16 protein-coding genes and 1 pseudogene are annotated in these 22,341 nt (G+C 70.1%); 11 read left to right on the top strand and 6 right to left on the bottom strand.

Annotation, left to right across the window (positions count from 1 at the left end; all coding sequences use genetic code 11):
• Positions 1-12: 12 nt before the first annotated feature.
• From KM933_RS36595 to KM933_RS36570, 6 genes are read left to right on the top strand one after another with little or no spacing between them, the layout of a single operon-like run.
• Positions 13-4,854, top strand: coding sequence for a non-ribosomal peptide synthetase (locus KM933_RS36595; RefSeq protein WP_221361134.1), 4,842 nt, complete (start codon positions 13-15; stop codon positions 4,852-4,854).
• 49 nt (positions 4,855-4,903) lie between these two features.
• Positions 4,904-5,863 carry an ornithine carbamoyltransferase gene (locus KM933_RS36590; RefSeq protein ID WP_221361132.1) on the top strand — a complete coding sequence of 320 codons (960 nt, stop codon included), beginning with the start codon at positions 4,904-4,906 and terminating at the stop codon, positions 5,861-5,863.
• Positions 5,860-7,191 carry an MFS transporter gene (locus tag KM933_RS36585; protein WP_221361130.1) on the top strand — a complete coding sequence of 444 codons (1,332 nt, stop codon included), beginning with the start codon at positions 5,860-5,862 and terminating at the stop codon, positions 7,189-7,191. The genes KM933_RS36590 and KM933_RS36585 overlap by 4 nt, the downstream gene beginning before the upstream one ends.
• Complete coding sequence (locus tag KM933_RS36580) at positions 7,188-8,129, top strand: TauD/TfdA family dioxygenase (RefSeq protein ID WP_221361119.1); 942 nt, start codon at positions 7,188-7,190, stop codon at positions 8,127-8,129. Before KM933_RS36585 ends, KM933_RS36580 begins: the two co-directional genes overlap by 4 nt.
• Before the next feature lie 6 nt (positions 8,130-8,135).
• Positions 8,136-8,933 (top strand): 4'-phosphopantetheinyl transferase family protein, encoded by a 798-nt coding sequence (locus KM933_RS36575; protein ID WP_221361116.1) that lies wholly within the window; start codon positions 8,136-8,138, stop codon positions 8,931-8,933.
• Between the two features lie 15 nt (positions 8,934-8,948).
• Positions 8,949-9,920 carry a TauD/TfdA family dioxygenase gene (locus tag KM933_RS36570; RefSeq protein WP_221361113.1) on the top strand — a complete coding sequence of 324 codons (972 nt, stop codon included), beginning with the start codon at positions 8,949-8,951 and terminating at the stop codon, positions 9,918-9,920.
• Positions 9,921-10,031: 111 nt separating this feature from the next.
• Here KM933_RS36570 and KM933_RS36565 read toward each other — a convergent pair whose 3' ends face one another.
• From KM933_RS36565 to KM933_RS36555, 3 genes are all read right to left on the bottom strand, one after another.
• Entirely contained in the window at positions 10,032-10,679 is a 648-nt protein-coding gene (locus tag KM933_RS36565; protein ID WP_221361111.1) for a class I SAM-dependent methyltransferase, read from the bottom strand.
• Between the two features lie 133 nt (positions 10,680-10,812).
• Complete coding sequence (locus KM933_RS36560; protein ID WP_221361109.1) at positions 10,813-13,314, bottom strand: ABC transporter permease; 2,502 nt, start codon at positions 13,312-13,314, stop codon at positions 10,813-10,815.
• On the bottom strand, positions 13,308-14,042 hold the full coding sequence (locus tag KM933_RS36555) for an ABC transporter ATP-binding protein (protein ID WP_221361107.1): 735 nt from the start codon (positions 14,040-14,042) through the stop codon (positions 13,308-13,310). The genes KM933_RS36560 and KM933_RS36555 overlap by 7 nt, the downstream gene beginning before the upstream one ends.
• A 240-nt stretch (positions 14,043-14,282) precedes the next feature.
• Between KM933_RS36555 and KM933_RS36550 the strand changes: the two genes are divergently transcribed.
• On the top strand, positions 14,283-15,044 hold the full coding sequence (locus tag KM933_RS36550; protein ID WP_221361105.1) for a thioesterase II family protein: 762 nt from the start codon (positions 14,283-14,285) through the stop codon (positions 15,042-15,044).
• A 21-nt stretch (positions 15,045-15,065) separates the two neighbouring features.
• Here the strand turns inward: KM933_RS36550 and KM933_RS36545 are convergent, their stop codons facing one another.
• Positions 15,066-15,587 carry a DedA family protein gene (locus KM933_RS36545; RefSeq protein ID WP_221361103.1) on the bottom strand — a complete coding sequence of 174 codons (522 nt, stop codon included), beginning with the start codon at positions 15,585-15,587 and terminating at the stop codon, positions 15,066-15,068.
• Positions 15,588-15,882: 295 nt separating this feature from the next.
• On the opposite strand from KM933_RS36545, the gene KM933_RS36540 reads away from it, so the two are divergent.
• Complete coding sequence (locus tag KM933_RS36540; protein ID WP_221361102.1) at positions 15,883-17,169, top strand: sensor histidine kinase; 1,287 nt, start codon at positions 15,883-15,885, stop codon at positions 17,167-17,169.
• Positions 17,169-17,868 (top strand): annotated as a pseudogene (locus KM933_RS36535) (response regulator transcription factor). The gene KM933_RS36540 and the pseudogene KM933_RS36535 overlap by 1 nt, the downstream one beginning before the upstream one ends.
• A 564-nt stretch (positions 17,869-18,432) precedes the next feature.
• On the opposite strand, the gene KM933_RS36530 reads toward KM933_RS36535, so the two are convergent.
• Positions 18,433-19,431, bottom strand: coding sequence for a helix-turn-helix domain-containing protein (locus KM933_RS36530; RefSeq protein WP_221361100.1), 999 nt, complete (start codon positions 19,429-19,431; stop codon positions 18,433-18,435).
• Between the two features lie 269 nt (positions 19,432-19,700).
• Here KM933_RS36530 and KM933_RS36525 point away from each other — a divergent pair, with 269 nt between their 5' ends.
• Complete coding sequence (locus tag KM933_RS36525; RefSeq protein WP_221361098.1) at positions 19,701-19,982, top strand: hypothetical protein; 282 nt, start codon at positions 19,701-19,703, stop codon at positions 19,980-19,982.
• A gap of 110 nt (positions 19,983-20,092) precedes the next feature.
• Here KM933_RS36525 and KM933_RS40510 read toward each other — a convergent pair whose 3' ends face one another.
• On the bottom strand, positions 20,093-20,509 hold the full coding sequence (locus KM933_RS40510; protein WP_323056070.1) for a transposase: 417 nt from the start codon (positions 20,507-20,509) through the stop codon (positions 20,093-20,095).
• Between the two features lie 30 nt (positions 20,510-20,539).
• Here KM933_RS40510 and KM933_RS36515 point away from each other — a divergent pair, with 30 nt between their 5' ends.
• Complete coding sequence (locus KM933_RS36515; RefSeq protein ID WP_308013664.1) at positions 20,540-21,184, top strand: amidohydrolase family protein; 645 nt, start codon at positions 20,540-20,542, stop codon at positions 21,182-21,184.
• Positions 21,185-22,341: the final 1,157 nt, after the last annotated feature.

The following is a 22,341-nucleotide window of genomic DNA, read 5'->3' as shown; positions in this document are numbered from 1 at the left end:
CCGCAGGCCTACGTGGCGCTGGACGAGATCCCCCTCAACGCCAACGGCAAGACCGACAAGCGCGCGCTGCCCGCACCCGAGGCGGACGAGCTGGACGGAGACTCCGCCTACGTCGCCCCGCGCACCATCACCGAGGCCCGGGTCGCCGCCATCTGGTGCACGGTCCTCGAACGGGACCGGGTCGGCGTCGAGGACAGTTTCTTCGACCTCGGCGGCCACTCGATCCGCGCAGTCGCGCTGGTCGGCGGCCTGCGGGCGGCCGGCTTCGACGTCGGCGTACGGGAGGTCTTCGAGTACCGCACGGTGGCGCAGCTCAGCGAGTTCCTCACCGGGCGCCCGGCGCCCGCCGCGGCGGCCCCTCCGGTGGAGCCCTTCGCGCTGCTGGCGGACGAGGACCGGGCGCGGCTGCCCGAGGGCGTCGTCGACGCGTACCCGATGTCCCAGGTGCAGCTGGGCATGCTCGTCGAGATGCTGGCCGACCAGGAGAGGCGGGCCTACCTCAACGTCGCCTCGTTCCGCATCACGGACGGCACCCCGTTCGACGAGGCCGCGCTGCGCGCCGCGCTGGACGTGGTCACCGGGCGGCACGAGATGCTGCGCACCTCCTTCCACCCGGACTCCTTCACCACCCCGCTCCAGCTGGTCGCTGCGGACACCGTCGTTCCGCTGGCGGTCGAGGACCTGCGCGGCGCGCAGAACCGCGAGCAGCGGGTGGCGGACATCATGGCCGAGGAGAGGTCCATCTCCTTCGACCTGGCCACGGCTCCGCTGCTGCGGATGACCGCCCAGGTGGAGGACGAGGGCTCCTGGCGCCTCGTGGTGACGGTCTGCCACGCGATCACCGAGGGGTGGAGCCACCGCGCGCTGCTCATGGAGCTGCTCGATGTCTACCGCGAGTTGCGCGACGGACTGACCCCGGCCGCGTTCACCGCTCCCTCGGTGCGTTACGCCGACTTCATCGCGGCGGAGCTCGCCTCCCTGGAGTCCGCCGCCGACCGGGAGTACTGGCAGGACGTCATCGGCCGGTACGAACCGTTCGCGCTGCCGCCCGTGTGGGAGGGCGCCGCCTCGGCGCCGCGCGAGAAGTACCAGGTCGCCGTGCCCGTGCACGACCTGGAACCCCGCCTCCGCGCCCTCGCCACCTCGGCCCAGGCGTCATTCAAGAGCGTGCTGCTCGCCGCCCACCTCAAGGTGATGAGCATGGTCACCGAGGAGGAGGCCTTCTTCAGCGGCCTGGTGTGCAGCGCACGGCCGGAGTCCCCGGGCGCGGAGCGCGTCTACGGCATGTACCTGAACACGCTGCCCTTCGCCTTCGACCGGGCGAGCGGCAGCTGGAGCGATCTGGTGCGCCAGGTCTTCGCCCGGGAGGCGGAGGTCTGGGACCGCCGCAGGTTCCCGATGCCGGTCATCCAGCGCGATGCCGGCCTCGGCCGGCTGCTCCACGTGCGCTTCAGTTACCAGGACTTCGACCATGTCGACACCAAGCTCGTCGACTCCGGGGCGAGCAGCGGCGAGGGCGGCACCGAGTTCGCTCTCGCGGTCTCGGCCGTCGCCGGCCACCTGCTGCTGACCACGCACACCCACGCCCTGGGCCGCGCCCACGCCGACCGGCTGACCGGTCTGTACCGGCAGGTCCTGGAGGCGATGGTCGCCGATCCGCGCGGCAGCGCCGAGGACACGTTTCTCCCGGCGGGCGAGCAGCAGTGGCTGCTGGAACAGAACGGGACCGGGCGGGAGTTCCCGGAGCTGACCGTCCTCCAACGCTTCGAGGAGCAGGTGGCCCGGACTCCGGACGCCGTTGCCGTACGCCTCCGGGGCGCGGCGGTCGGTTACGCGGAACTGGACGCTCGCGCCAACCGCATCGCGCACCGGCTGCGCGCGGAGGGGATCGGCGCGGAGAGCGCCGTCGGAGTGCTGCTCGACCGCAGCCCGGGGCTGATCGCCACGCTGCTCGGGGTGTGGAAGGCGGGCGGCGCCTATGTGCCGATCGACCCGTCGTACCCGGCCGAGCGCATCGCGAGCATGTGCGAGAGCGCGGGAGTCGTCGCCGCGGTGACGGAGCCCTCTTACGCGGACGGCTTCGCCACCGGCGTTCCGGTGCTGCTGCTCGACGAGGTGGAGCGGGCGGGGTCCGCCGAGTCGGCGAGCACGGTGCCCGCGCGGACCGACGACCCGGACGGCCTGGCGTACGTCATCTTCACCTCCGGCTCCACGGGCCGGCCCAAGGGTGTCCAGATCCCGCACCACGGGCTGGCCAACCATGTCGCCTGGGCGGCCGAGGACCTGGCGTCCCGGGGGACGGGCGGCGCGCCGCTGTTCTCCTCCGTGGCCTTCGACCTGGTGGTGCCCAACCTGTGGGGTCCGCTGGTGACCGGGCAGGCCGTGCACGTGGTGGCGCAGGACACGGCACCGGCCGACCTGTCCGCGGCACTGCTCGACTCGGGCCCGTACAGCTTCATCAAGCTGACCCCCGGTCACTTGGACATCCTGACCGAGCAGCTCACCACCGAGCAGGTGGACCAGCTCAGCCAGGTGTACGTGGTGGCGGGCGAAACGCTCCCCGGTGAGACGGCCAACCGTTCGCTGGAGGTGCTCGGCAAGGGCCGGATGATCAATGAGTACGGACCGACGGAGGCGTCGGTCGGCTCCACCATCCACCCGGTGACCGGCCATGTCGACCTCGACGTGGTGCCGATCGGCCGCCCGCTGCCGAACATGACGGCGTACGTACTGGACGCGTCGATGCAGCCGGTGCCGACGGGGGTGCTGGGCGAGCTGTATGTCGGCGGTACGGGTGTGGCGCGCGGTTACGCGGGCCGCCCGGACCTGACGGCGGAGCGCTTCGTGCCGGACCCGTACGGGCCCGCCGGAGCACGGCTGTACCGCACGGGTGACCGGGTGCGGCTGCTGGCCGACGGGAACGTGGAGTTCCTGGGCCGGCTGGACGACCAGGTCAAGATCCGCGGCTACCGGATCGAGCTGGGCGAGGTGCATGCGGTCGTCTCCGCCCACCCGGCCGTGCGCGACGCGGTGGTCACGGTGCACGAGCCCACCCCGGGTGACAAGCGCCTGGTGGCGTACTGCGTGCCGGCCGCGGGCCAGGAGCTTCCGAGCGCCTCGGTGCTGGCCGACGACTGCGCGCGGCGCCTGCCGGAGTACATGGTGCCCTCGGCCTTCGTGGCGCTGGAGAGCATCCCGCTCAACGCCAACGGCAAGGTGGACCGGCGGGCGCTGGCCGCGCCCGACCGCTCCTCGATGCGCTCCGAGGACGCTTATGTGGCGCCGCGAACCGGGACGGAGCGGCTGCTCGCCAAGATCTGGTCCGAGGTTCTGGGCGTCGACCAGATCGGGGTGCACGACCAGTTCTTCGAGCTGGGCGGGCACTCGATCCTGATGATCCAGGTGCTGGCCGCGGCCCGTCGCGAGGGCCTCGCCGTCTCGGTCTGGCGCATGTACCAGCACGGGACGCTGATCGACCTCGCCGCGGCGATCGACGAGGACACGGAGACGGCCCACCGCGCGGCAGAGCCTGAGCCCGCTCCTGTCGTGGAGGAGGCGAAGCCCGCCGACGTGGTGATGTCGGCGGAGCTGCTCGCGACGCTGCTGGAACAGGCGTCGGGCGGCGACCGGAGCCGGCTGGCCGAGGGCCCGCTCGCGGAGGTCGCGGCGCTCCTGGGAAAGGCCGCACCGGCGGCTCCCCGGGCGGCTCAGGCAGCTTCGGCGGCCTTCCCGCTGGACGATCTGAACGCCCTCATGGCCGAGCACAAGGTACCCGGGGTGAGCATCGCCGTACTCGGCGCCGACGGCTCGACCGAGCTGCACGGGTCCGGGGTGCTGTCCGCGGGCAGCGCGGAAGCGGTGACTCCGCAGACGCTGTTCCAGGTGGGCTCGATCAGCAAGCACGTCACGGCGCTGGCCGCCCTGCGGCTGGTGGCACAGGGCCGGATCGCCCTGGACGACCCGATCGAGGAGCACCTGACCTCCTGGCAGCTCCCGGAGCTCGCCGCCGCACCCGGTCAGGTGACCGTCCGTCACCTCCTGGGCCACACGGCGGGTCTGGCCAGGCACCGCAGCGTCGGGTTCCGGCCCGGTGAGGAGGTGCCCACTCTGCTCGACCTGCTGGCGGGCACCGGCCCGGTCACCACCCCGCAGGTGAAGCGACAGCTCGTCCCCGGTTCGACGTTCCGCAAGAGCAGCACCCACTACTGGGTCCTCCAGCAGCTGCTGGAGGACGTCACGGGAGAGTCGTTCCAGGAGCTGATGGACCGGCTCGTGCTCGCCCCGCTGGCCATGACGGGCAGCAGCTTCGACCAGGAGTTCCCGCTCACCGCCGGGAGACCGGTGGCGCTCGGGCACCACGCCAAGGGGGTCGCGCTCGACGGCGGCTGGCGCAACCGCGCCCACCTCGCCGCCGCCGGACTGTGGACGACGGCCGAGGACATAGCCAAGGTCGCCCGCCAGATGCGGGCCTCCCTGCTCGGCCTCCCGGACGCTCTGCTGCCCAGCGAGGTCGCCGGTGAGCTGCTCACCGGACACCCGGGGAGCTTCTACGGCCTCGGCACCATCGTCGACGACACCGGTGACGACGCCGAGTTCGGGCACGGAGGCGAACCCGCCGGCTACTGGAACCTCTCGCTCAGCCACCTCAGCACCGGCGTCGGACTGGTCGCCCTGACCAACTCCGACAGCGGCAAGGGCGTCGTCAAGCATCTGACCGCCGCCCTCAGCCGCCTCGAACAGAGCTTCGGCAAGGGCGGATTGATGGCTGACTGGGCGGCGGCGGGAACCGGCGACGCCGCTCCGGCGAACCACCCGCTGCTGAGCGCGGTGGTCACCGAGGAGGACCGCGCATGACTGGACGAGCCCACCCGGCCTCATCCCGGCAGACGATCCGGAGGACACTGTGCAGCACTCATCCGTACGCCACCTGATATCCATCAACGACCTCACAGACGAGGACCTGAACTCCATCGTCGCCGACGGCGTCGCGTTCGCCTCGGGCGGCGTTCGCGGCGGACGGCCGCTGACCGACGAGGTGGTGGGCGTCTACTTCAGCAAGACGTCCACCCGGACCCGCACCGCGTTCTCCAGCGGAGCCCTGCGGCTCGGCGCATCGCTGCTCACGTACGGGCCGGGTGACCTCCAGCTCAACACCGGGGAGACCAGCGAGGACACCGGGGCCGTGCTGTCCCGGATGCTCGATGTGCTGGTCGCCCGTACGGCGGGCGACCCGGCGGAGATGCGGGCCTGGGCGCGGCAGGACCGGATGTCCGTCATCAACGCGATGAGCGCCGACGAGCACCCCACGCAGGCGCTCACGGACCTCACGACGCTCAGCATGACCTTCGGCCGCCTCACCGGGCTGCGCGTCCTGTACGTCGGCGAGGGCAACAACTCCGCCTCCGCCCTGGCCCTCGCGCTCACCCGCTTCGAAGGCACCGAGCTGGAGCTGCGCACCCCGCCCGGGTACGGCCTCGACCCGGCGATGCTGGCGCGGGCCGAGCGGAACGCCGGCCGGTCGGGCGCGCGCATCCGGGAACGCCACGACATGGCGGACCTGCCCGAGGAGTTCGACGCCATCTACACCACGCGCTGGCAGACCACGGGCACGGCGAAGGCCGACCCCGACTGGCGCACGGTCTTCGCCCCCTTCCAGGTGACCGAGGCCCTCTGGGAGGCCAGCCCCAAGGCGGTCTTCCTGCACGACCTGCCCGCGCACCGTGGCGACGAGGTCACCGGTGAGGTGCTCGACGGTCCGCGAAGCATCGCCTTCGGGCAGGCCGAGAACAAGATGCACAGCGCGATGGCGGTACTGAAGTGGTGCCGTGTGGGTGCCTCCGCGGGCGCCGCGCAGCGCCTGTGAGCATCACCGGCCAAGCGGCGCCACCGGTGGCGGACGCGGCGGGACCCACCCCGGTCCCGCTGCGCCGCAACCGCGACTTCCTGCTGCTGTGGAGCGGCGCGGGGCTCACACTCCTCGGCTCCCGGGCCTCGTCCGTGGCCTACCCGCTGCTGCTTCTCTGGTCCACCGGATCGGCGTCGGCGGCGGCCGTGGCGGGGTTCGCCGTGCAACTGCCGCAGTTGCTGTTCCAATTGCCGGCCGGAGCGCTGGTGGACCGCTGGGACCGCAAACGGATGATGATCCTCTGCAGCGCGGGCTGCGCGCTGAGCGCGGCGAGCGTGGTCGTCGGCGTGGCCTCCGGGCGGGTATGGCTGCCGCATTTGGCGGCCGCCGCGTTCGTCGAGGGCACGCTCATGGTCTGCTACCGGCTGGCCGAGCGGGCCGGCGTACGCCACGTGGTCCCGGCCTCGCAGCTGACGGCGGCGCTCGCCGGGAACGAGGCGAGGGGACGGGCCGCCGGACTCATCGGGCAGCCCGCCGGAAGCGTGGCGTTCGGAGCGGTCAGGTGGTCGCCCTTCCTGCTGGCGGGGGTGGCACACCTGCTCTCGCTGGCCGCTGTCCTGCTGATCAAGAAGCCGTTCCAGCAGAAGCAGGAGCCCGCTGGGCAGCAAAGGATCGGCCCGCAGATCGCCGAAGGAGTGCGGTGGCTCTGGCAGCGCCGCTTCCTGCGGCGGATCACGCTGCTGATCTCCGGCAGCAACGTGATCTTCCAGGCGCTCGCGCTGCTGCCCGCCTTCGTCCTGTACGAGGACGGTCTCTCGGCGGGGACGGTCGGCGTGATCGCTGCGATCAGCGGGGTCGGCGGTGCCTGCGGGGCGCTCGGCGGGGGGTGGACCGCGCGCAGGCTCGGGCTGCCCGTGCTGGTCTGCGCGGCCCTGGCCGCTTGGGCGCTGCTGGTCCCGGCCCTGGCCCTGACCAGGTCCCCCGTCGTTCTCGGTGCGCTGTTCGCCGGGATGAGCTTCGTCGGCGGCGTGGTCAACGTCGCCGGGGGGATCTACCAGGTCCAGATCACGCCCGACGCGCTCCAGGGGCGGGTCAACAGCGTGCTCCAGCTGTTCGGGTCGGGCGCCAACTCGCTGGGCGTCCTGGCCGGCGGGCTGCTCCTGGACGCCCTGGGCGCGGCGGTCACAGCCGCGGCCCTCGGCGCGGTGATGGCCGTACTGGCGCTCACCGCCGCCTGCTCCAAGCTCACCCGTCTTCACCGGCTCACCCACGAATCGCACGAGCCTCACGAATCACCCGACGCTCCATCCAATGCAGCATCCGATGCACAAGGAGAAAGCACATGAACGCGTCCAACGGCTGGGTTCCATTCGTCATCACTCCCGAGAATGCCGGGGTGGAGGCGTCGAGCGCCGGGCTGTTCGAGGTGGTGAGCGACACCTCGGCCATCTCCGACCAGCTCGTCAAGGAGAAGGCCCTGATCTTCCGCGGCTTCGGTGTCACCGAGGAGGAGCTCGAAAAGATCATGAATGAGCTGCTGCCCAACCGCCTGGCCTACGTGCACGGCAACTCGCCCCGTACGAAGGTCGGCAAGAACGTCTACACCTCAACGGAGTACCCGCAGGAGTTCACCATCTCGATGCACAACGAGATGTCGTACGCCCACCGGTGGCCGGCCCGGCTGCTGTTCTTCTGCCAGCAGGCCGCGAAGACCGGCGGCGCGACCCCGGTCACGGACTCCGCGCTGTGGCTGGAGTCGCTCGACCCCGAGGTCCGCGAGGCGTTCACGGGCGGTGTCTGCTACCAGCAGAACCTCCACGACGGCTACGGGCTCGGCAAGAGCTGGCAGGACACGTTCGAGACGAAGGACCGGGCCGAGGTCGAGGCCTTCCTCGGCAACACCGGCGCCACCTGGGAGTGGAAGGGCGACGGCTCGCTGCGCATCCGCCAGGTGCGCCCGGCCACCGCGATCCACCCTGTCACCGGTGCGGAGGTCTGGTTCAACCAGGCGGACCAGTGGCACCCGGCGGGCCTCGGTGACGATACCGCGGCCGCGCTGGCGGCGATTCTCCCGGCGGACGAGCTGCCCCAGTCGGTCACGTTCGCCGACGGCTCGCCGATCCCGGACGAGTACGTCATCCAGGTCCGCGACCGCGGGCTGGAGGCTGCCCAGAACTGCGACTGGCGCACCGGTGACCTGATGCTCATCGACAACATGCTCGTGTCGCACGGCCGCCGCCCCTTCACGGGTGCGCGCCGCGTGCTCGTGGCGATGTCCGACTGAGCCCGGGTGAACACCACTGAGCGTGAGTACCGCGCACTGTGGGACAGCGGAGCCACGCATGTCTGGCAGGGCACCACCCACGGTGCCCCACCCGGCGCCGACCTGCGGCTGCTGTCCGCCGCCGAGCGCACGGTGATGCGCCGCAGACCGCCCACCGAGGGGCTGCAGTACGCGGGTGCGCACATCGCCGTACGCCGGGTCCTGGCCCGGTACCTGGATGCGCCGCCGGCCGGGATCAGGTTCGGTACGAAGCCCTGTCCCTGGTGCGCGGACCCCGATCACGGCCGACCGGTCGTGACCGGGCCGCCCACCGCCCTCGACTTCAACCTCTCCCACGCGGGCCCGCACTGGGCCCTCGCGGTGACCACCTCGGGACAGGTCGGCGCCGATGTGGAGAACGGCCGGTCGGGAAGCCCGGCCGGCGCCGCCTCCCTGGTCATGTCCCCATCCGAACTGGCACACCTGGACGATCTGCTGGACGACGGCGCACGACAGGCCGCCTTCCTGAGGTGCTGGACCCGCAAGGAGGCAGTAGTGAAGGCGATCGGTACCGGTATCACCGCGGACCTCAAGGCCCTGGAGGTCAGGCCCGAGCACCCGGGCCCCCTCGTCGTGCACGACGGCGAATCGGCGGGCGGCGGCGACTGGCTGGTCCAGGACCTGCCCAGCGGACACAACCTGTTCGTGGCGCTCGCCCGCCCGGCCGGCTCCACCGAACCGGTAATCCTGCGCGATCCGCACCGCCCGGACGCCACAGCCCCGCAGCCGGGCTCCCACTCCATCCTCGAACCCTTCCGCTCCTGAAGGAGCCGACGCATCATGACGACATCTGCGATCACCCTGCCCACCGGCACCGACCTGCCCGGATACCTTCCGCGCGTCTTCCTGGCGCCCGACCCCGGGACCGAAGTCAGTGCATTCATCGCCCGCAACCGGCCGGAGCTCCGCGCCGCCCTCACCGAGCGGGGAGCCGTGCTGCTGCGTGGCTTCCGGGTCGACGGGGTGGACGGCTTCAACGGCTCGGTGCACTCCCTGTCCGGGATGCCGCCCCTGATGTACGCGGAGCGCTCCTCCCCGCGCAGCACCATCAAGGGGCAGGTGTACACCTCGACCGACTATCCGGCGGACGAGGAGATCTTCCTGCACAACGAGAACTCCTATCAGGCGGTCTGGCCCCACACGCTGTACTTCTTCTGCATCGAGCAGGCCCTCACCCTGGGCGCCACGCCGCTCGCGGACATCCGCAAGGTGTACGCGGCCATCGACCCGGACGTACGGGAGGAGTTCACCCGGCGCCGCTGGCGTGTGGTCCGCAACTTCCACCAGGACTTCGGGGTCCCGTGGCAGCAGGCCTTCAACACCGACGACCGGGACGCGGTCGCCGCGTACTGCCGCGACAAGGGCATCGGAGTGGAGTTCACCGAGGGCGGCATGCGGACCACCGCAATCCGCGACGCGGTGCACAGCCACCCCGTGACGGGCGAGCCGGTGTGGTTCAACCACATCACGTTCTTCCACGTCAGCACGCTGGGCGCGGACGTCAGGGAGGGCCTGGAGGAGATATTCGCGCCCGAGGACCTGCCGACCAACTCGTACTACGGGGACGGGGCACTGATCCCGGACGACGTGGTGGCCCATCTGCGCCAGTGCTACCGGGACGCCAGCACCCGTTTCGACTGGGAGCGGCACGACATCCTGGTGGTCGACAACATGCTCGCCGCGCACGCGCGGGAGCCGTTCACCGGTCCGCGCAAGATCGCGGTGGCGATGGCTGAGCCGTCTGCGGGATGAGCTGCGGCTGCAAGAGGAACACGCACCACTGAGTCCGCCGCCGCACCTCTTCGGTGCGGCGGCGGACTCAGTTCTGGATGCCGGTGCTGGACACCGGCGGCGCGGACGGGGTCAGCAGCGCCCCGCGCCGGCCGTCGTCGCGCACTTACAGCCGTCGCCGCCCGGCCCGTACAGCCGGCCGATCGGTTTTATGTCCCGGGGCCGCCTGCTGTGGTAAACGAAGGCGGGCGGCAGGTTGCCCCACACGGTGCGGCCCGCCACCACCTCCTCGAAGTTCACGCCGAGCATCCGGCGGAAGCGCCTGGCCGGCGCGAGCCGCATCGTGTGGACGTATCCGAAGGTGGTGAACGCCCCGTCCACCGGGAGCACATCGCGGACGGCGCACAGCGTCTCGTGCTGCACCCGTCCGGGCAGGGACACCCAGGGCAGACCGCTGATGACGACGTCCGCCGTGCCGTGGCCGCATGCGGCGAGCAGCCGGGGCAGCTGGGCGGCCTTAGCGTTGAACACCTCGACCCGCGGGAAGCGTCTGCCCAGGGACTCGGCCAGTCGGGGGTTGATCTCCACGGCCACATGATGGCCGCGCCCGCCCAGCAGCTCCTGGATCAGTCCGGTGAACGCGCCGGTTCTGGGGCCGAGTTCGACGACCACGGGGTCACCGGCCTCGGGTACGGGTGCCGTGACCGCCGCAGCGAGCCTGCGTGAACTCGGTGCCACCGCCCCGACCTGCATGGGGGACCGCAGAAACTCATGGAGCATCACCCCGGTGTCGCTCGTCAACGTGCTCTGCCTCTCAGGATCGTATGGTGATGGCCGCTTGCAGCCCCGGGGCCATGGGCGGCCCGGGGCCGCCGACGACCCCGGGCCGCGAAGAGCCCTGCCGGAGCCCGGACTACTCGCGCATCCCGGCCAGTTCGACGGGCCGGGTGCGCAGGGCGAAGGAGGCGGGCAGTACGGCGGAGATGATGGCCAGTACGGCGCTGGCTGCGACGACCGCGCCGATGGTCCCCCAGGGCACGACGACCGCCGACCACACGTCCAGCAGCCCCAGCGCGCCCCACACCCCGAGCAGGTTCAGCGCGGCGACGGCGCCGCCGATCACGGCTCCCACCGCGACCACCACCAGGGCCTCCACAGCGACCAGGCGCAGGACCTGCGGTTTGGTGGCGCCGGAGAGGCGGAGCACCGCGAGGTCACGGACCCGGTCGGAGGTGGCCATCACCAGGGTGTTGGCCAGAGCGATGCCCGTGTAGACGAGGGCGATGCCCAGGATCATCAACAGGCCGAGCCGGGTGTTCTCGCTGGAGCGCGGGTAGTGCTCGTTCACCCACTCGCTCTTCGTGAGCACCTCGGTGCCGGTCGCGGTGCCCGCCTCGCGCAGGGTCGCCGCGACGGCCGCCCGGTCGGCGCCGTCCTTCACCTTGACATCGATCCGGTCGATTCCGGCGCCCGCGGCGTTGCGCGGGGTCAGATACACCCCGTTGCTGCCGGTGCCCGTGCCGAGGACGGCGGCCACCTTCAGCGAAACCTTGCGGCCGTCGCCCAGCCAGACGGACACCTGCTGCCCCACGGTCGTGGTCAGCCACTCCTCGTTGACGACGATGCTCCGGTCGTCGAGGTCGGTGAGCTTGCCCGCCACCACGGGCAGGTCGGAGACGGCCGCAAGGCCGGCCGGAGTGACGGCCTTCGCCTCGGACTTGACCAGGGCCGTGCCCTCTTCGAGCACGGTCACCCCGGTGGAGCGCGAGGCGCTGACCGTGGCGCCTTCGTCCTCGACGTGCCGGATGCGCTGGACGAACTGCGGGGAGACCGAACGGCCTTCACCACCCGAGGAGATCACGAAGTCGGCGACGGTGTGGTTGCGCGCCTCGGTGGCCTTGGCCTCGTTGATGGTGGCCGTGGTGCCCATGAGGGAGGCGGCGAGGGCGACGGTGATGATGACGGGGGCGGCCACGGCGGCGGTCCTGCGTACCCCGGCGTTGGCGTTCTCCCTGGCCAGTACACCGGTCGCGCCGGGCAGCTGGGCGGGCAGCCAGGTCAGCAGCTGGGTCAGCGGCCGCACCAGGACCGGTGCGAACAGGGCGAACCCGACGATCAGCAGCATCGGCTGGGTGATGTAGGTCTTGCGCTTGAGTACGTCCCCGGGGTCGGAGACCAGCGCCATGCCCAGCAGTCCGAGCCCGGTCAGCAGCACGAGCGTGGCCATCAGCCAGCGGCTCACCGGCATCGCCCGGCTGTCGACGGCCGATTCGCGCAGGGCCTCGGTCGGGCCGACCTTCCCGGCCCGGTAGGAGGAGACCAGCACCCCGGCCATCGCCACGAACAGGCCGGTCCAGAAGGCGGTGTGCAGCGGCCAGGTCTGGTTTCCGATGGCGAACCAGCGCGGCGCGATCTCCACGTCGACCATCCAGTCGGCGAGGCGCGGCGCTCCGGCGGCGCCCAGCCAGCAGCCTGCGGCCGAGGCCAGGATGCCGATGACGACGGCTTCCGCGTACACCATCCTGCGCACCTGGTTGGGTGTGGCGCCCGCCGTGCGCAGCAGGCCGAACTCGCGCCTGCGCTGGGCCACGGCGAAGGAGAACGTCGAGGCGACGACGAAGACGGAGACGAAGCCGGTGATGGCGGCCGCGGTGCCCAGCAGCGCGTTGACGGAGACCAGGGCCTCGTTGTCGCGGTCCGGGTCGGGGTCGGCGCGGCGCCGCTCGTCGCCGGTGAGGACGACCATGCCGGTCTTCTCGCCGGCGACCGCCCGTACCGCGTCGGCGGCCGCGTGCACCACCACGGCGTCGATGACGGGGGAGATCCTGGCGGCCTCCGCGTCGGTGAAGAACACGGCGGTCTCGAAGCCCGCCGTCCGTACGGTTCCGACCACGGTTTGGGTGGTGGTGCCGGCCGACGTGGCGACCCTGATCCGGTCCCCCGTCCGCACCTCGGCGCCGGGCCCGGCCGTGACGACGACCTCCCCGGGCGCTGAGGGGGCGCGTCCGCCGGAGAATCTGTACGGGGTGGAGCCCGCGACCGACCAGGGGTGGCCGACCGTTCCCTCACCGTCGCCGTCCAGGTCCGCGTCCTGGACGTTCACCGGGAAGGTCCGGTCCTGGACCGTGTTGCCGAGGCCGGCCAGTTCGGCGGCCAGCTTCTCGGGCACCGGGCGGGGGTTGTCCAGCGGCTGGGTCCGGATGCCGATCGGGGTGTCGACCCGGAGCCGGTCGGAGGCCTGGACGACGACGGGGGCCTTCGCGAACCGTTCGGGGCCCCGGTCCGGGGCGCTGAAGGTGGCCGCGAGCGCGAGCCCGGTGGTGGCGATGAGCCCGACGCCCAGGGCCAGGGCGATGAAGGAGCCGACGAAGGTGACCCAGCGGGTCTTCATGCCCTGCAGTGCGAGGCTCAACACGGGACCGCCGCCAGGTTCGTCATGCGCGCGGCGACCTGCTCGGCGGAGGGCGAGTACAGCTCGTCCTGTACCCGGCCGTCGGCCAGGAACAGCACCCGGTCCGCGTAGGAGGCGGCGATCGGGTCGTGCGTCACCATGATCACGGTCTGGCCGCGGTCCACCATCGAGCGGAGCATGGACAGCACCTCCCGGCTGGTGGTGGAATCCAGGGCGCCGGTCGGCTCGTCCCCGAAGAGCACCTCGGGCCGGGTCACCAGGGCGCGGGCCAGGGCCACGCGCTGCTGCTGACCACCGGACATCTCGCTGGGCCGGTGCCCGGCCCGCTCGCGCAGCCCCACCTGGTCCAGCACTTCCAGCACCTGTGACCGCTTCGGGCGGCGCCCGGCCAGCCGCAGCGGGAGCGCCACGTTCTGCGCGGCGGTCAGCGAGGGCAGCAGGTTGAAGGCCTGGAAGACGAACCCGATGCGCTTGCGGCGCAGCAGCGTCAGCTTCGCCTCGCTGAGCCGGGTCAGATCCGTGTCGCCCAGGAACACCTGGCCGCTGGTCGGCCGGTCAAGACCCGCAGTGCACTGGAGCAGAGTCGACTTGCCGGAGCCCGAGGGGCCCATGATGGCGGTGAAGGTGCCCTTGGGAATGTCCAGGCTGACCCGGTCCAGAGCGGTTACCGCACTGGCGTTCTTGCCATAGGACCGGGTGACCGAACTGAGCCGGACGGCTGCTTGATTCATGGTTTCCACTCAACAGGGCCCGCGCTTCCGACACATCGGAGCGGAGCGGAATCTTGAGGGTGGAGGTAGCTCCACCCTCCTGTGCACGATGGCTGCACCCGTACGGAAAAGGCAGCGAACCGGAAGGCAGGAACCTGCCGGGACAGGACCCTGCACGCCCGAGGGCGTCCGTCAGCCACCTCCGGGCCGGATCATGACGGGCACGAGTGGGCCGGAAGGGGCCCGGAGAGGTGGATTCGCGTGACGGTCATCGACGCCAGAAAAGGGAACCAGTGGTTCCGGACGTATCGACGGGACGGGAGGGTCAGGGCCCGGCTGGTCTGCTTCCCGCACGCGGGCGGCACGGCGACCCTGTTCCACCACTGGCCGGGGCGTGTCCCCGTCGATGTGGAGGTGCTCGCCACGCAGTACCCGGGCCGGCAGGAGCGGTTCGCCGAGCCCTGCATCGAGGACATGAGCGAACTGGCCGACCGGATCACCGACGCGCTGGGACCTCAGGTCACCGGGGAGCGGCAGCTGCCACTCGTCCTGTTCGGGCACAGCCTCGGCTCTGCGGTGGCGTACGAGGTGGCGTGCCGCCTCGACGAACGGCACGGCATCGTTCCCGACCGCGTCATCGTGTCGGGACGCGGCGCGCCCCACACCGAGCGCGGCGGCACCCTGCACGCCCTGGACGACGACCGGCTCATCGCCTCGGCCCGACGGCTGGGCGATCTGGCCTCGTCCGTCTACGACGACCCCGACCTGCGCCCACTGCTACTGCCGTCCCTGCGCAGTGACTTCCGGCTGATCGAGTCCTACCGGCCTCAGGACCCTGCCCCGCTGCGGGCGCCCATCACCGCGGTCGGCGGCGACCGCGACCCGGGCTGCCAGGTCGCGGAACTGGAATCCTGGTCGGCGCTCACCACAGGTGGCTTCGAGAGCCGGATCTTCCCTGGGGACCATTTTTACTTGGTACCGGTGGAGGCGGAGCTGCTGGCGTTCATCGCCGGACGCCTCTGAACGAGCACCGTGGCATCGGCCCTACCGGGCCGCCGCGCCTTCCGCCGATCCGCGCCGCAGCGCGAGCAGTGCCGGGAGCGAGGTGGTGACCAGCAGCAGCGCCGAGGCGCCGGCCAACACGCCGGAGCCACCCCACTGCTGCCACGAACTGCCGGCCAGAAGCCCCATCGCCACACAGGCCGGGGCCCACAGCAGGCTGCCCAGGACCGACCAGAGCAGATACCGCCGCCAGGGCACCCGCATGGTGCCGCTCATGACCGGAACCATCGTGCGGAGCGCCACATTGAACCGCCCGAGCAGCACCGCCCGGCCGCTGTACGTACTGACCGCGCTCAACGCGGCCCGGTACTTGCGCGACTGGGTGACCTGGGCCGGCAGCCCGGCGGCGATCCTGGCCCCCCACACCCGTCCGACGAGATGACCGAGCACATTGCCCGCCACCGCACCGAGCACCGCGACAGCGAGCGCACCGGCCAGCGGAAGCGTGCCGTGGTGCGCTAGCACCCCGCTCACCACCAGAGCGGTCTGGGAAGGAAGAAGCATGCCCAACACCGGAAGCACCGGTTCCACCGCGGGTAGCAGGAACACGAGGACCAGCGTCAACCAGACAGGCACAGTGGACAACTGGGTCTGGAGCCAGTCCATGGGGGTCCCCTCGATGTGGCACGGCCCCGAAGTGCGGGGCGGGAGCAGTCGGCTGCCCACTGCCTCAAGGAGACCTGATCGGCCGGGTCCGGCACATTGCAACTGGGAGGACTCTTCCAGGAGAGACAGGGCCCACCCCAAGGGTGGAGCTAGCTGGGTGGTCCGCCCGCTCGACGTCTCATAGCGTGCCCTCATGCACTCCCCCAGCCTCTGGCAAGCGCTCCAGGAGCGGCGTTATGTCCGCAGCAGTTGGCCGTGGCGCTCGGCGCTCTATCTGCTGACCAGCGTGCCGCTCGGTATCGCCACGCTGGCCACGGTCCTTCTGCTGGCCGTCGCGGGCAGTGTGCTCACGGCGGTCCTGATCGGCATTCCCCTGCTCCTCACCCTCGCCCTCACCGGCATCCCGCTGGCCGCCCTGGAGCGCCGCAGGGTCCGGCTCCTGGACAGGGATCCGATCCCCGGACCGCACCGCGAGCCCCACAGCACCGGGCTGTCCGCCTGGTTGCGTACGCGGCTCCAGGAGCGGGCCACCTGGCGGGAGCTGGGCTACGCGCTGCTGTTCGCCTGCTTGTTGTGGCCCCTTGAAGGGCTCGCCGTCGGCACGGTCCTCACCATCTGCGGCGGCCTGATCGCCACGCCCGCGATGATGGCCGCGGGCGGCGACGAGGAGGCCCGCGTACTCAAGCTTTGGATCGCCGACTCCTATCCGGAGGCCTTCGCCGCCCTGCTGGCCGGTGTCCTGCTCCTCCCGGTGCTCGCCTATCCGCTGGGCGTACTGGCTGCCGGCCGCGCCGTACTGACCAGGCAGCTGCTCTCCATCCCGGAGACCGGTCTCGACTCCCGTATCCAGGAGCTGGGCCGTTCCCGAATGCGGCTGGTGGACGCCTTCGAGGCGGAACGCCGCCGTATCGAACGCGACCTGCACGACGGGGCGCAGCAGCGACTCGTTGCCCTGTCCATGACGCTGGGCTTGGCCAGACTGGAGAACCCCGCCGAGCCGCTCGGCAGTCTGCTGACCAAAGCACAGGAGGAGGCGGGCGTCGCCTTGGTGGAGATCCGGGAACTGATCCGGGGCATCCACCCCCAAGTCCTCACCGACCGTGGCCTGGAAGCGGCCGTGGAGGACATCGCCGACCGCTCTGCGGTCCCGGTGGATGTGAGTTTCGAGCTGCCCGGCCGCATGCTCGAAGCCATCGAGACGGCCGTCTACTTCGCGATCTGCGAGGCCCTGGCGAACGTGGCGAAACACAGCCGGGCGACCAGGGCGAAGGTGACCGGGCAGGCCGAGAAGGGCAGGCTCACCGTGGAGGTCGAGGACAACGGGATCGGCGGCGCCGACACGGTCGACGGAACAGGTCTCCAGGGTGTGGCCGATCGCATCTCGGTGCTCGGGGGTCACCTGCTAGTGTCCAGTCCGCCCGGGGGGCCCACGGTGTTCCGTCTTCAAGTCCCCTGCTCACCGGCTCGATCGAGGACCTAATGTTGCGCATCGTTTTGGCCGAGGACAGCGTGCTCCTGCGGGAGGGCCTGGTCGGTCTGCTGGAGCGTTTCGGCCATCAGGTGGTCGCCGGAGCGGGCACTGCTCAGGAACTGACCGAGGCGGTCCTCGAACACCACCCGGACATCGTGGTGACCGATGTACGGATGCCGCCCGGCTTCTCCGACGAGGGCCTGCGGGCCGCGGTCGAGCTGCGCAAGCAACAGCCGGACCTGCCCGTCCTGGTGCTCAGCCAGTACGTCCAGCGCACCTACGCCGAGGACCTGCTCGACTCGTCGGACGGTACGGGCGTCGGCTATCTGCTCAAGGAACGCATCGGCAACGTCGAGGAGTTCATCGACGCCCTGCACCGGGTGGCCGAAGGCGCCACGGTGGTCGATCCGGAAGTCGTCAGGCAGCTGATCCGGCACCGCCGCGATCCCATGTCGCGGCTGACGGCCCGCGAGCAGCAGGTACTGGCGCTGATGGCGGAGNCCCATGTCGCGGCTGACGGCCCGCGAGCAGCAGGTACTGGCGCTGATGGCGGAGGGCAAGTCCAATGCCTCGATCTCCTCGGCCCTGACGGTCAGCGAAGGCACGGTCAGCAAGCACTTCGGCTCGATCCTCACCAAGCTCGACCTGAGCCTGTCCGACTCCACGAACCGCAGGGTGCTCGCGGTACTCGCTTTCCTGCGCGGCTGAGGGCTGTCCCGCAATCCCTGGCGGGCACACGACGACAGCTACGGCATCCCAAGCGGCGGACCGACCCCGGCGAGGCCCCCTGCAGCCACCGCGGAGCCGTCGTCGAACCCGTCTTCGAACAGCTCCTGACCTGCCACGACGGCGGCCGGCTCATGCTCCGCGACGAGGACGGCGGCCGCGCCGAGTGGTGCCCTGCTGACCGCCGGCCACAACCTCCGCGGGAACGTCCGACACGCCGGCACCGCCGGACTGATCACCGCGATGTGCTGACCACCCCGGAGCTCGGCGCCGCCACAGGCCCTTACAGGCCGTACTCGACGAGCGAGACCTCAACCCACAGGCCCACGGGCGGCGACGGATCGGCCGCGATCGGCCCCGCCGATCTCGGCCGATCGGTCGCTTGCCCGGTGAGACACGCTCCCGGCGTCGGCACGGGACATGCGCGGGGGTGCACCATTTTCCCGCCATGCCCGTCCGGTCACTCGCCGGTCTGCGCGGCCAGCCACACCACCCACAGGAACCCACCCACCGCCCACATCCACCAGAGCGTCACCCCGTCACCCGTCATCCGGCGAGCCAGCCGCGCTGGGCGGCAAGCGCACCCAGCTGGAACCGGCTGCGGGCGCCCAGCCGGCTCATCAGCTCGGCGGTGATCCGGCGGCTGGTGCGTACGGACACACCGAGCTTGCGGGCGATGACCTCGTCGGTGAGCCCGGCGGCGAGCAGCCCCAGTACGGCGCTCTCCTGATCGGCCGGAGCACCGTCGGAATTCCGGCAACGGTCACGGTCCTCGCCGAACCGTGAACCGGCCTGCCAGATCTGCTCGAACAGCGCCTGCAGCGCGCCGACCGGCCCCGGGCTGGACAGCAGGAAGGCGCCCAGGTCCGGATCATGGGGATCCACCGGGACGAGCGCCACCCGCCGGTCCCAGATGATCATCCGCAGCGGCAGATGGGCGACGGTCCTGACCTGCCCGCCCTGCTCGCCGAGCCACTGGGCGTACTCACTGGTCGGCCGGTCATTGCGGATGCTGTCCAGATAGACGCACCTGACCCGCACCGATCGCTCCAGCAGCATCAGGTCCAGCGGCCGGGACTGCTGGAGGCTCACCGCCGGCTGCGCACCGCCCGGCAGGAACACCTCGCACTCGTCACGGCATTCGTGGCTGACCTTCTCGATGGCGGCCTGGATCGCATCCGGCCCGCTCGCCAGCGTCACCGTGCTCGGAGCGAGCCGGTGCTCCTCGTCCCGGTAGTCGGCGATCAGCCGGGCCACCGCGAGCTTGCTCTCCGAAAGTGTCTGCTGAAATTTCAGCAGTTCCATTTCCTGGGACTGAATCAGCATTTTGAGCCCGAGTTCGGGATCCACCGGACGTGAACTTTCGCGGTTCTCCAAGGAAGGCCGCACCAGTGAAAGCTCGGAAAGCTCGGCGAGTGCGGTGGAAACCCGGTCGACGGACCAGCCGAACTGTTCTGCCATCACTTGTACCTCTGCGGTCGGTTCTTTCAGTAGAGTGCGATAGGCATATTCCGCATCCTGGCCTAGTCCGATCTCCTTGAGCATGCCATTCCCCCTCCGTGCTGCGACATTCCCCCACGCCACGAGCGGACCGAACCGTTCGCTTGGTTCCCACTTCACTGTCGAAGCAGGCGGCACTGGAGGAAAGTCAATCGAAGCCCGCCGGCCTCTTGAGGGGGAGCTTAGCCGTAGCCTCTTTCGGCACATTTTCGCGAGGATTCCCCAGCAGAAATCGCGGAAAAATGTAGTCAAAAATTGGGTGAGGTACGGTTTGACCAGAACGAACGAAGCAGCTTACGAGGGGGATCTCAAGAATGCGTAAGAACAGAGCTTTCTTCGCGGCGGCCATCGGTGCGGCCTGCCTGAACGTCGTGCTCTTCGCCGGTACGGCGAACGCAGGTACGGACGACGACCTGCCCTGGACCAAGGCGGGCTCGACGCTCACCACGACTGTCGGCACGGACGACGACCTGCCCTGGACCGGCCCCACCCCGTCCCCGCTCCCCGCCGCGGCCACCATCACCGCGGACGCACCGTCCGGCGACACCGACCCGGACACGGGCGGGGCGAACCCGGACCTGCCCTGGACGCGCTGACAAAGCAGGCAACACAAAGCGTGCAGCACAGCACCACCACACAAGGCGCAGGCCGAGAAGGCATCCAGGGGGGTTCCTCGTGACGACCCGGGTCAGGCAGTGGTGCACCGTCAAATGCGCCCAAACCTCTTGCCGGACAAGGGCGGGTCGCCAGAACGCAGGACTGCGGCCGGTCCGCGCCGGAACGTCTTGATCTGCCGAAACGCTGACTCCGCCTCCCACCTTTCCCGGTACAGAGCAGCCAGCTCCACCGCCGGAAACGTCAACGGGTCCAGTAGGTCGGTCAGCAACCTGACCGCCTCACCGCCGTCGATTCGGTACTCGATCACCCGGACCAGCACACCGCCCGGGTGCGCGCCCTTCTGCCCCGCCAGGTTCATCCTCGCCAAGTAGGTGCCGTCAGCGAGATGCTCGACCGGACGGTGAGCCACCGGTGAACGGGCCCGGAGCAGGAGATGCGACCCGGCTTCCAGATACGCCTTCCACAAAGCAAACCCGGGAAAGTTGCGGTCCATGACCACGAGCATCCCGCGGCACTGAACATACCGGAGATAGGAGTGAGCACCCCCCTCCCCTCCGGCCCACCCGGGCTCACAGCACGGATCAGGGACGCGACCGCCACCGGCGTCTCCAGTGCGACCAGCACCGTGCCTGTCGCGGCCCACGCGCACGGTGCCGACGGCATCGCCTCAGCCGTAGAGGCCGGCGTCGACACCATCGAGCACTGCACTTGGATGTCGAGCGATGGCCTGGACTTCCGGCCCGACGTGGTTCAGCAGATCATCGCGAAGGACATCACCGTCTGCCCGGCCGTAAGCCCGCACTGGCAGATGCTCCCGCGCTTCTTCGGCGAGGAACGCGCCAACGCGATGTTCGACCTGGTGCGGCAGATGGCCGACGCCGGAGTCCGCCTGATCGCGGGGACAGATGCAGGCGTGCAGCGTGCTGGCTTCGACGGGCTTGCTCAGGCCCTGTCGTTCTACTCGCACCTGGGTCTGTCAAACGCCTCGACCATCGACATGGCGACATCGCAAGCGGCTGCTGCCCTCGGCCTGGGCGAGATCACGGGGAAGGTCGCTCCCGGCTACCGAGCGGATCTCCTCCTGGTGGACGGTGACCCGCTCGCGGATCTCTCCACACTGGGCGGCGTCCAGGCAGTATTCGCTTCCGGTCTGCGCCACGAGCCGAGCAGCATGGCGTAGTAGTAACTAACTCTGGTGTCCTGTTTCCTATCCCTCGCCGGTTCGGGTTACAGGGCATCAGTTTTCTGTAACCTGCGTCAGGGAAGCCTGACTTGATACTATGCGGATGGGCGTGCGCCGCCCTCGGTAGTCGCCGTGCCCACGCCACGTCGAGATCCCTGCCGCTCTAGGTCCCCAGTGGATTGCGCACCGATCAGAGGCCGTTCAGGCGGCAGCGTGGGTAGTGCCGTCAGGACAGGACCAGAGTGGTCAAGCACCAGGACCGAAAATTCGCCGTGCGAGAAATGGCGAAGAGAAGCGGGTTGCCGTACCGAGCCGCCGCCCAGATCCACCAGCGGCACCTTATCGGTATATTCCAATGGGACGACCCGGTGCCCCCCGGTCAGTACGGCTACATATTTCAAGTTTTCCAAGAGCTTCACCGTTGCGGGCTGCGCCCCCTCTCTGCACACTTCGGCGTGACAGAAGAAGGCCTTTACGGCCATATCGTGCTGCAATCAGCCGGTCAACTTACTTGGTTCACGTATGGCGGGGGCTGGCGCTTCTTCTCTCGGCACCCTATGCGATCTTGGCTGATTCAAGGCGGAAACATTCTTCCGTCCCCTGATTTAGTGGCCGAAGAGGCGGCGCGCGTACTGCGACTCCCGGCCGAACATAAACCCGGTACAACGTATAGCTCGCCCCTTTTGAGCCCTGTTAGCGTCAAAGCGGCAGAACTTGCCCCTTACGCCAGACAACCCAGGGGCTCCACTCTATTCGCATTTGAGTTCGGCTGGCGAAATGAGGAGGAACTCTGATGGGGAGGGGCAGCGGTCGCGCAATCGAGGCGCGCGCCATGAAGTGGGTAGTGGTGGTATCGACCTTGCTGTGCGCGGCGACGGCGGTGATCTTGGCGATCGGAGACCACTGGGCAGCTGCTGGCGGGGTAGCGGCCGCAGCTGGCGCCTTGGGGGCCGGAGGAACCGTCAGAGTGAACGTGACTGTACACATTCGCCGCTGACGTCGTGACGTTCACGTAGAGGAGGCCTTGCCGTACGGCGAGGCCTCCCTGCATGCCTCATGGCCGAATATCGGGCGCCCCGCCTATGGAAAATGCCCTCTACTGACCTTTTCGGCGTGATGTCGTTGGGGGCTGACGATGCGTGATCGTCGCGGTA

Origin of the sequence: Streptomyces beigongshangae, from assembly GCF_019710745.1 — a bacterium.
In the GTDB taxonomy this organism is placed as follows: Bacteria; Actinomycetota; Actinomycetes; order Streptomycetales; family Streptomycetaceae; genus Streptomyces; species Streptomyces beigongshangae.
The sequence above is the reverse complement of the archived record's forward strand: the minus strand, read 5'-3'. Positions and strand labels throughout refer to the sequence as shown.

Coding starts and splice junctions, on each gene's coding strand:
- KM933_RS36580 (WP_221361119.1), top strand. CDS start 7,188: ATGAACGCGTCCAACGGCTGGGTTCCATTCGTCATCACTCCCGAGAAT.
- KM933_RS36540 (WP_221361102.1), top strand. CDS start 15,883: ATGCACTCCCCCAGCCTCTGGCAAGCGCTCCAGGAGCGGCGTTATGTC.
- KM933_RS36545 (WP_221361103.1), bottom strand. CDS start 15,587: ATGCTTCTTCCTTCCCAGACCGCTCTGGTGGTGAGCGGGGTGCTAGCG.
- KM933_RS36565 (WP_221361111.1), bottom strand. CDS start 10,679: ATGCTCCATGAGTTTCTGCGGTCCCCCATGCAGGTCGGGGCGGTGGCA.
- KM933_RS36570 (WP_221361113.1), top strand. CDS start 8,949: ATGACGACATCTGCGATCACCCTGCCCACCGGCACCGACCTGCCCGGA.
- KM933_RS36525 (WP_221361098.1), top strand. CDS start 19,701: ATGCGTAAGAACAGAGCTTTCTTCGCGGCGGCCATCGGTGCGGCCTGC.
- KM933_RS40510 (WP_323056070.1), bottom strand. CDS start 20,509: ATGCTCGTGGTCATGGACCGCAACTTTCCCGGGTTTGCTTTGTGGAAG.
- KM933_RS36530 (WP_221361100.1), bottom strand. CDS start 19,431: ATGCTCAAGGAGATCGGACTAGGCCAGGATGCGGAATATGCCTATCGC.
- KM933_RS36555 (WP_221361107.1), bottom strand. CDS start 14,042: ATGAATCAAGCAGCCGTCCGGCTCAGTTCGGTCACCCGGTCCTATGGC.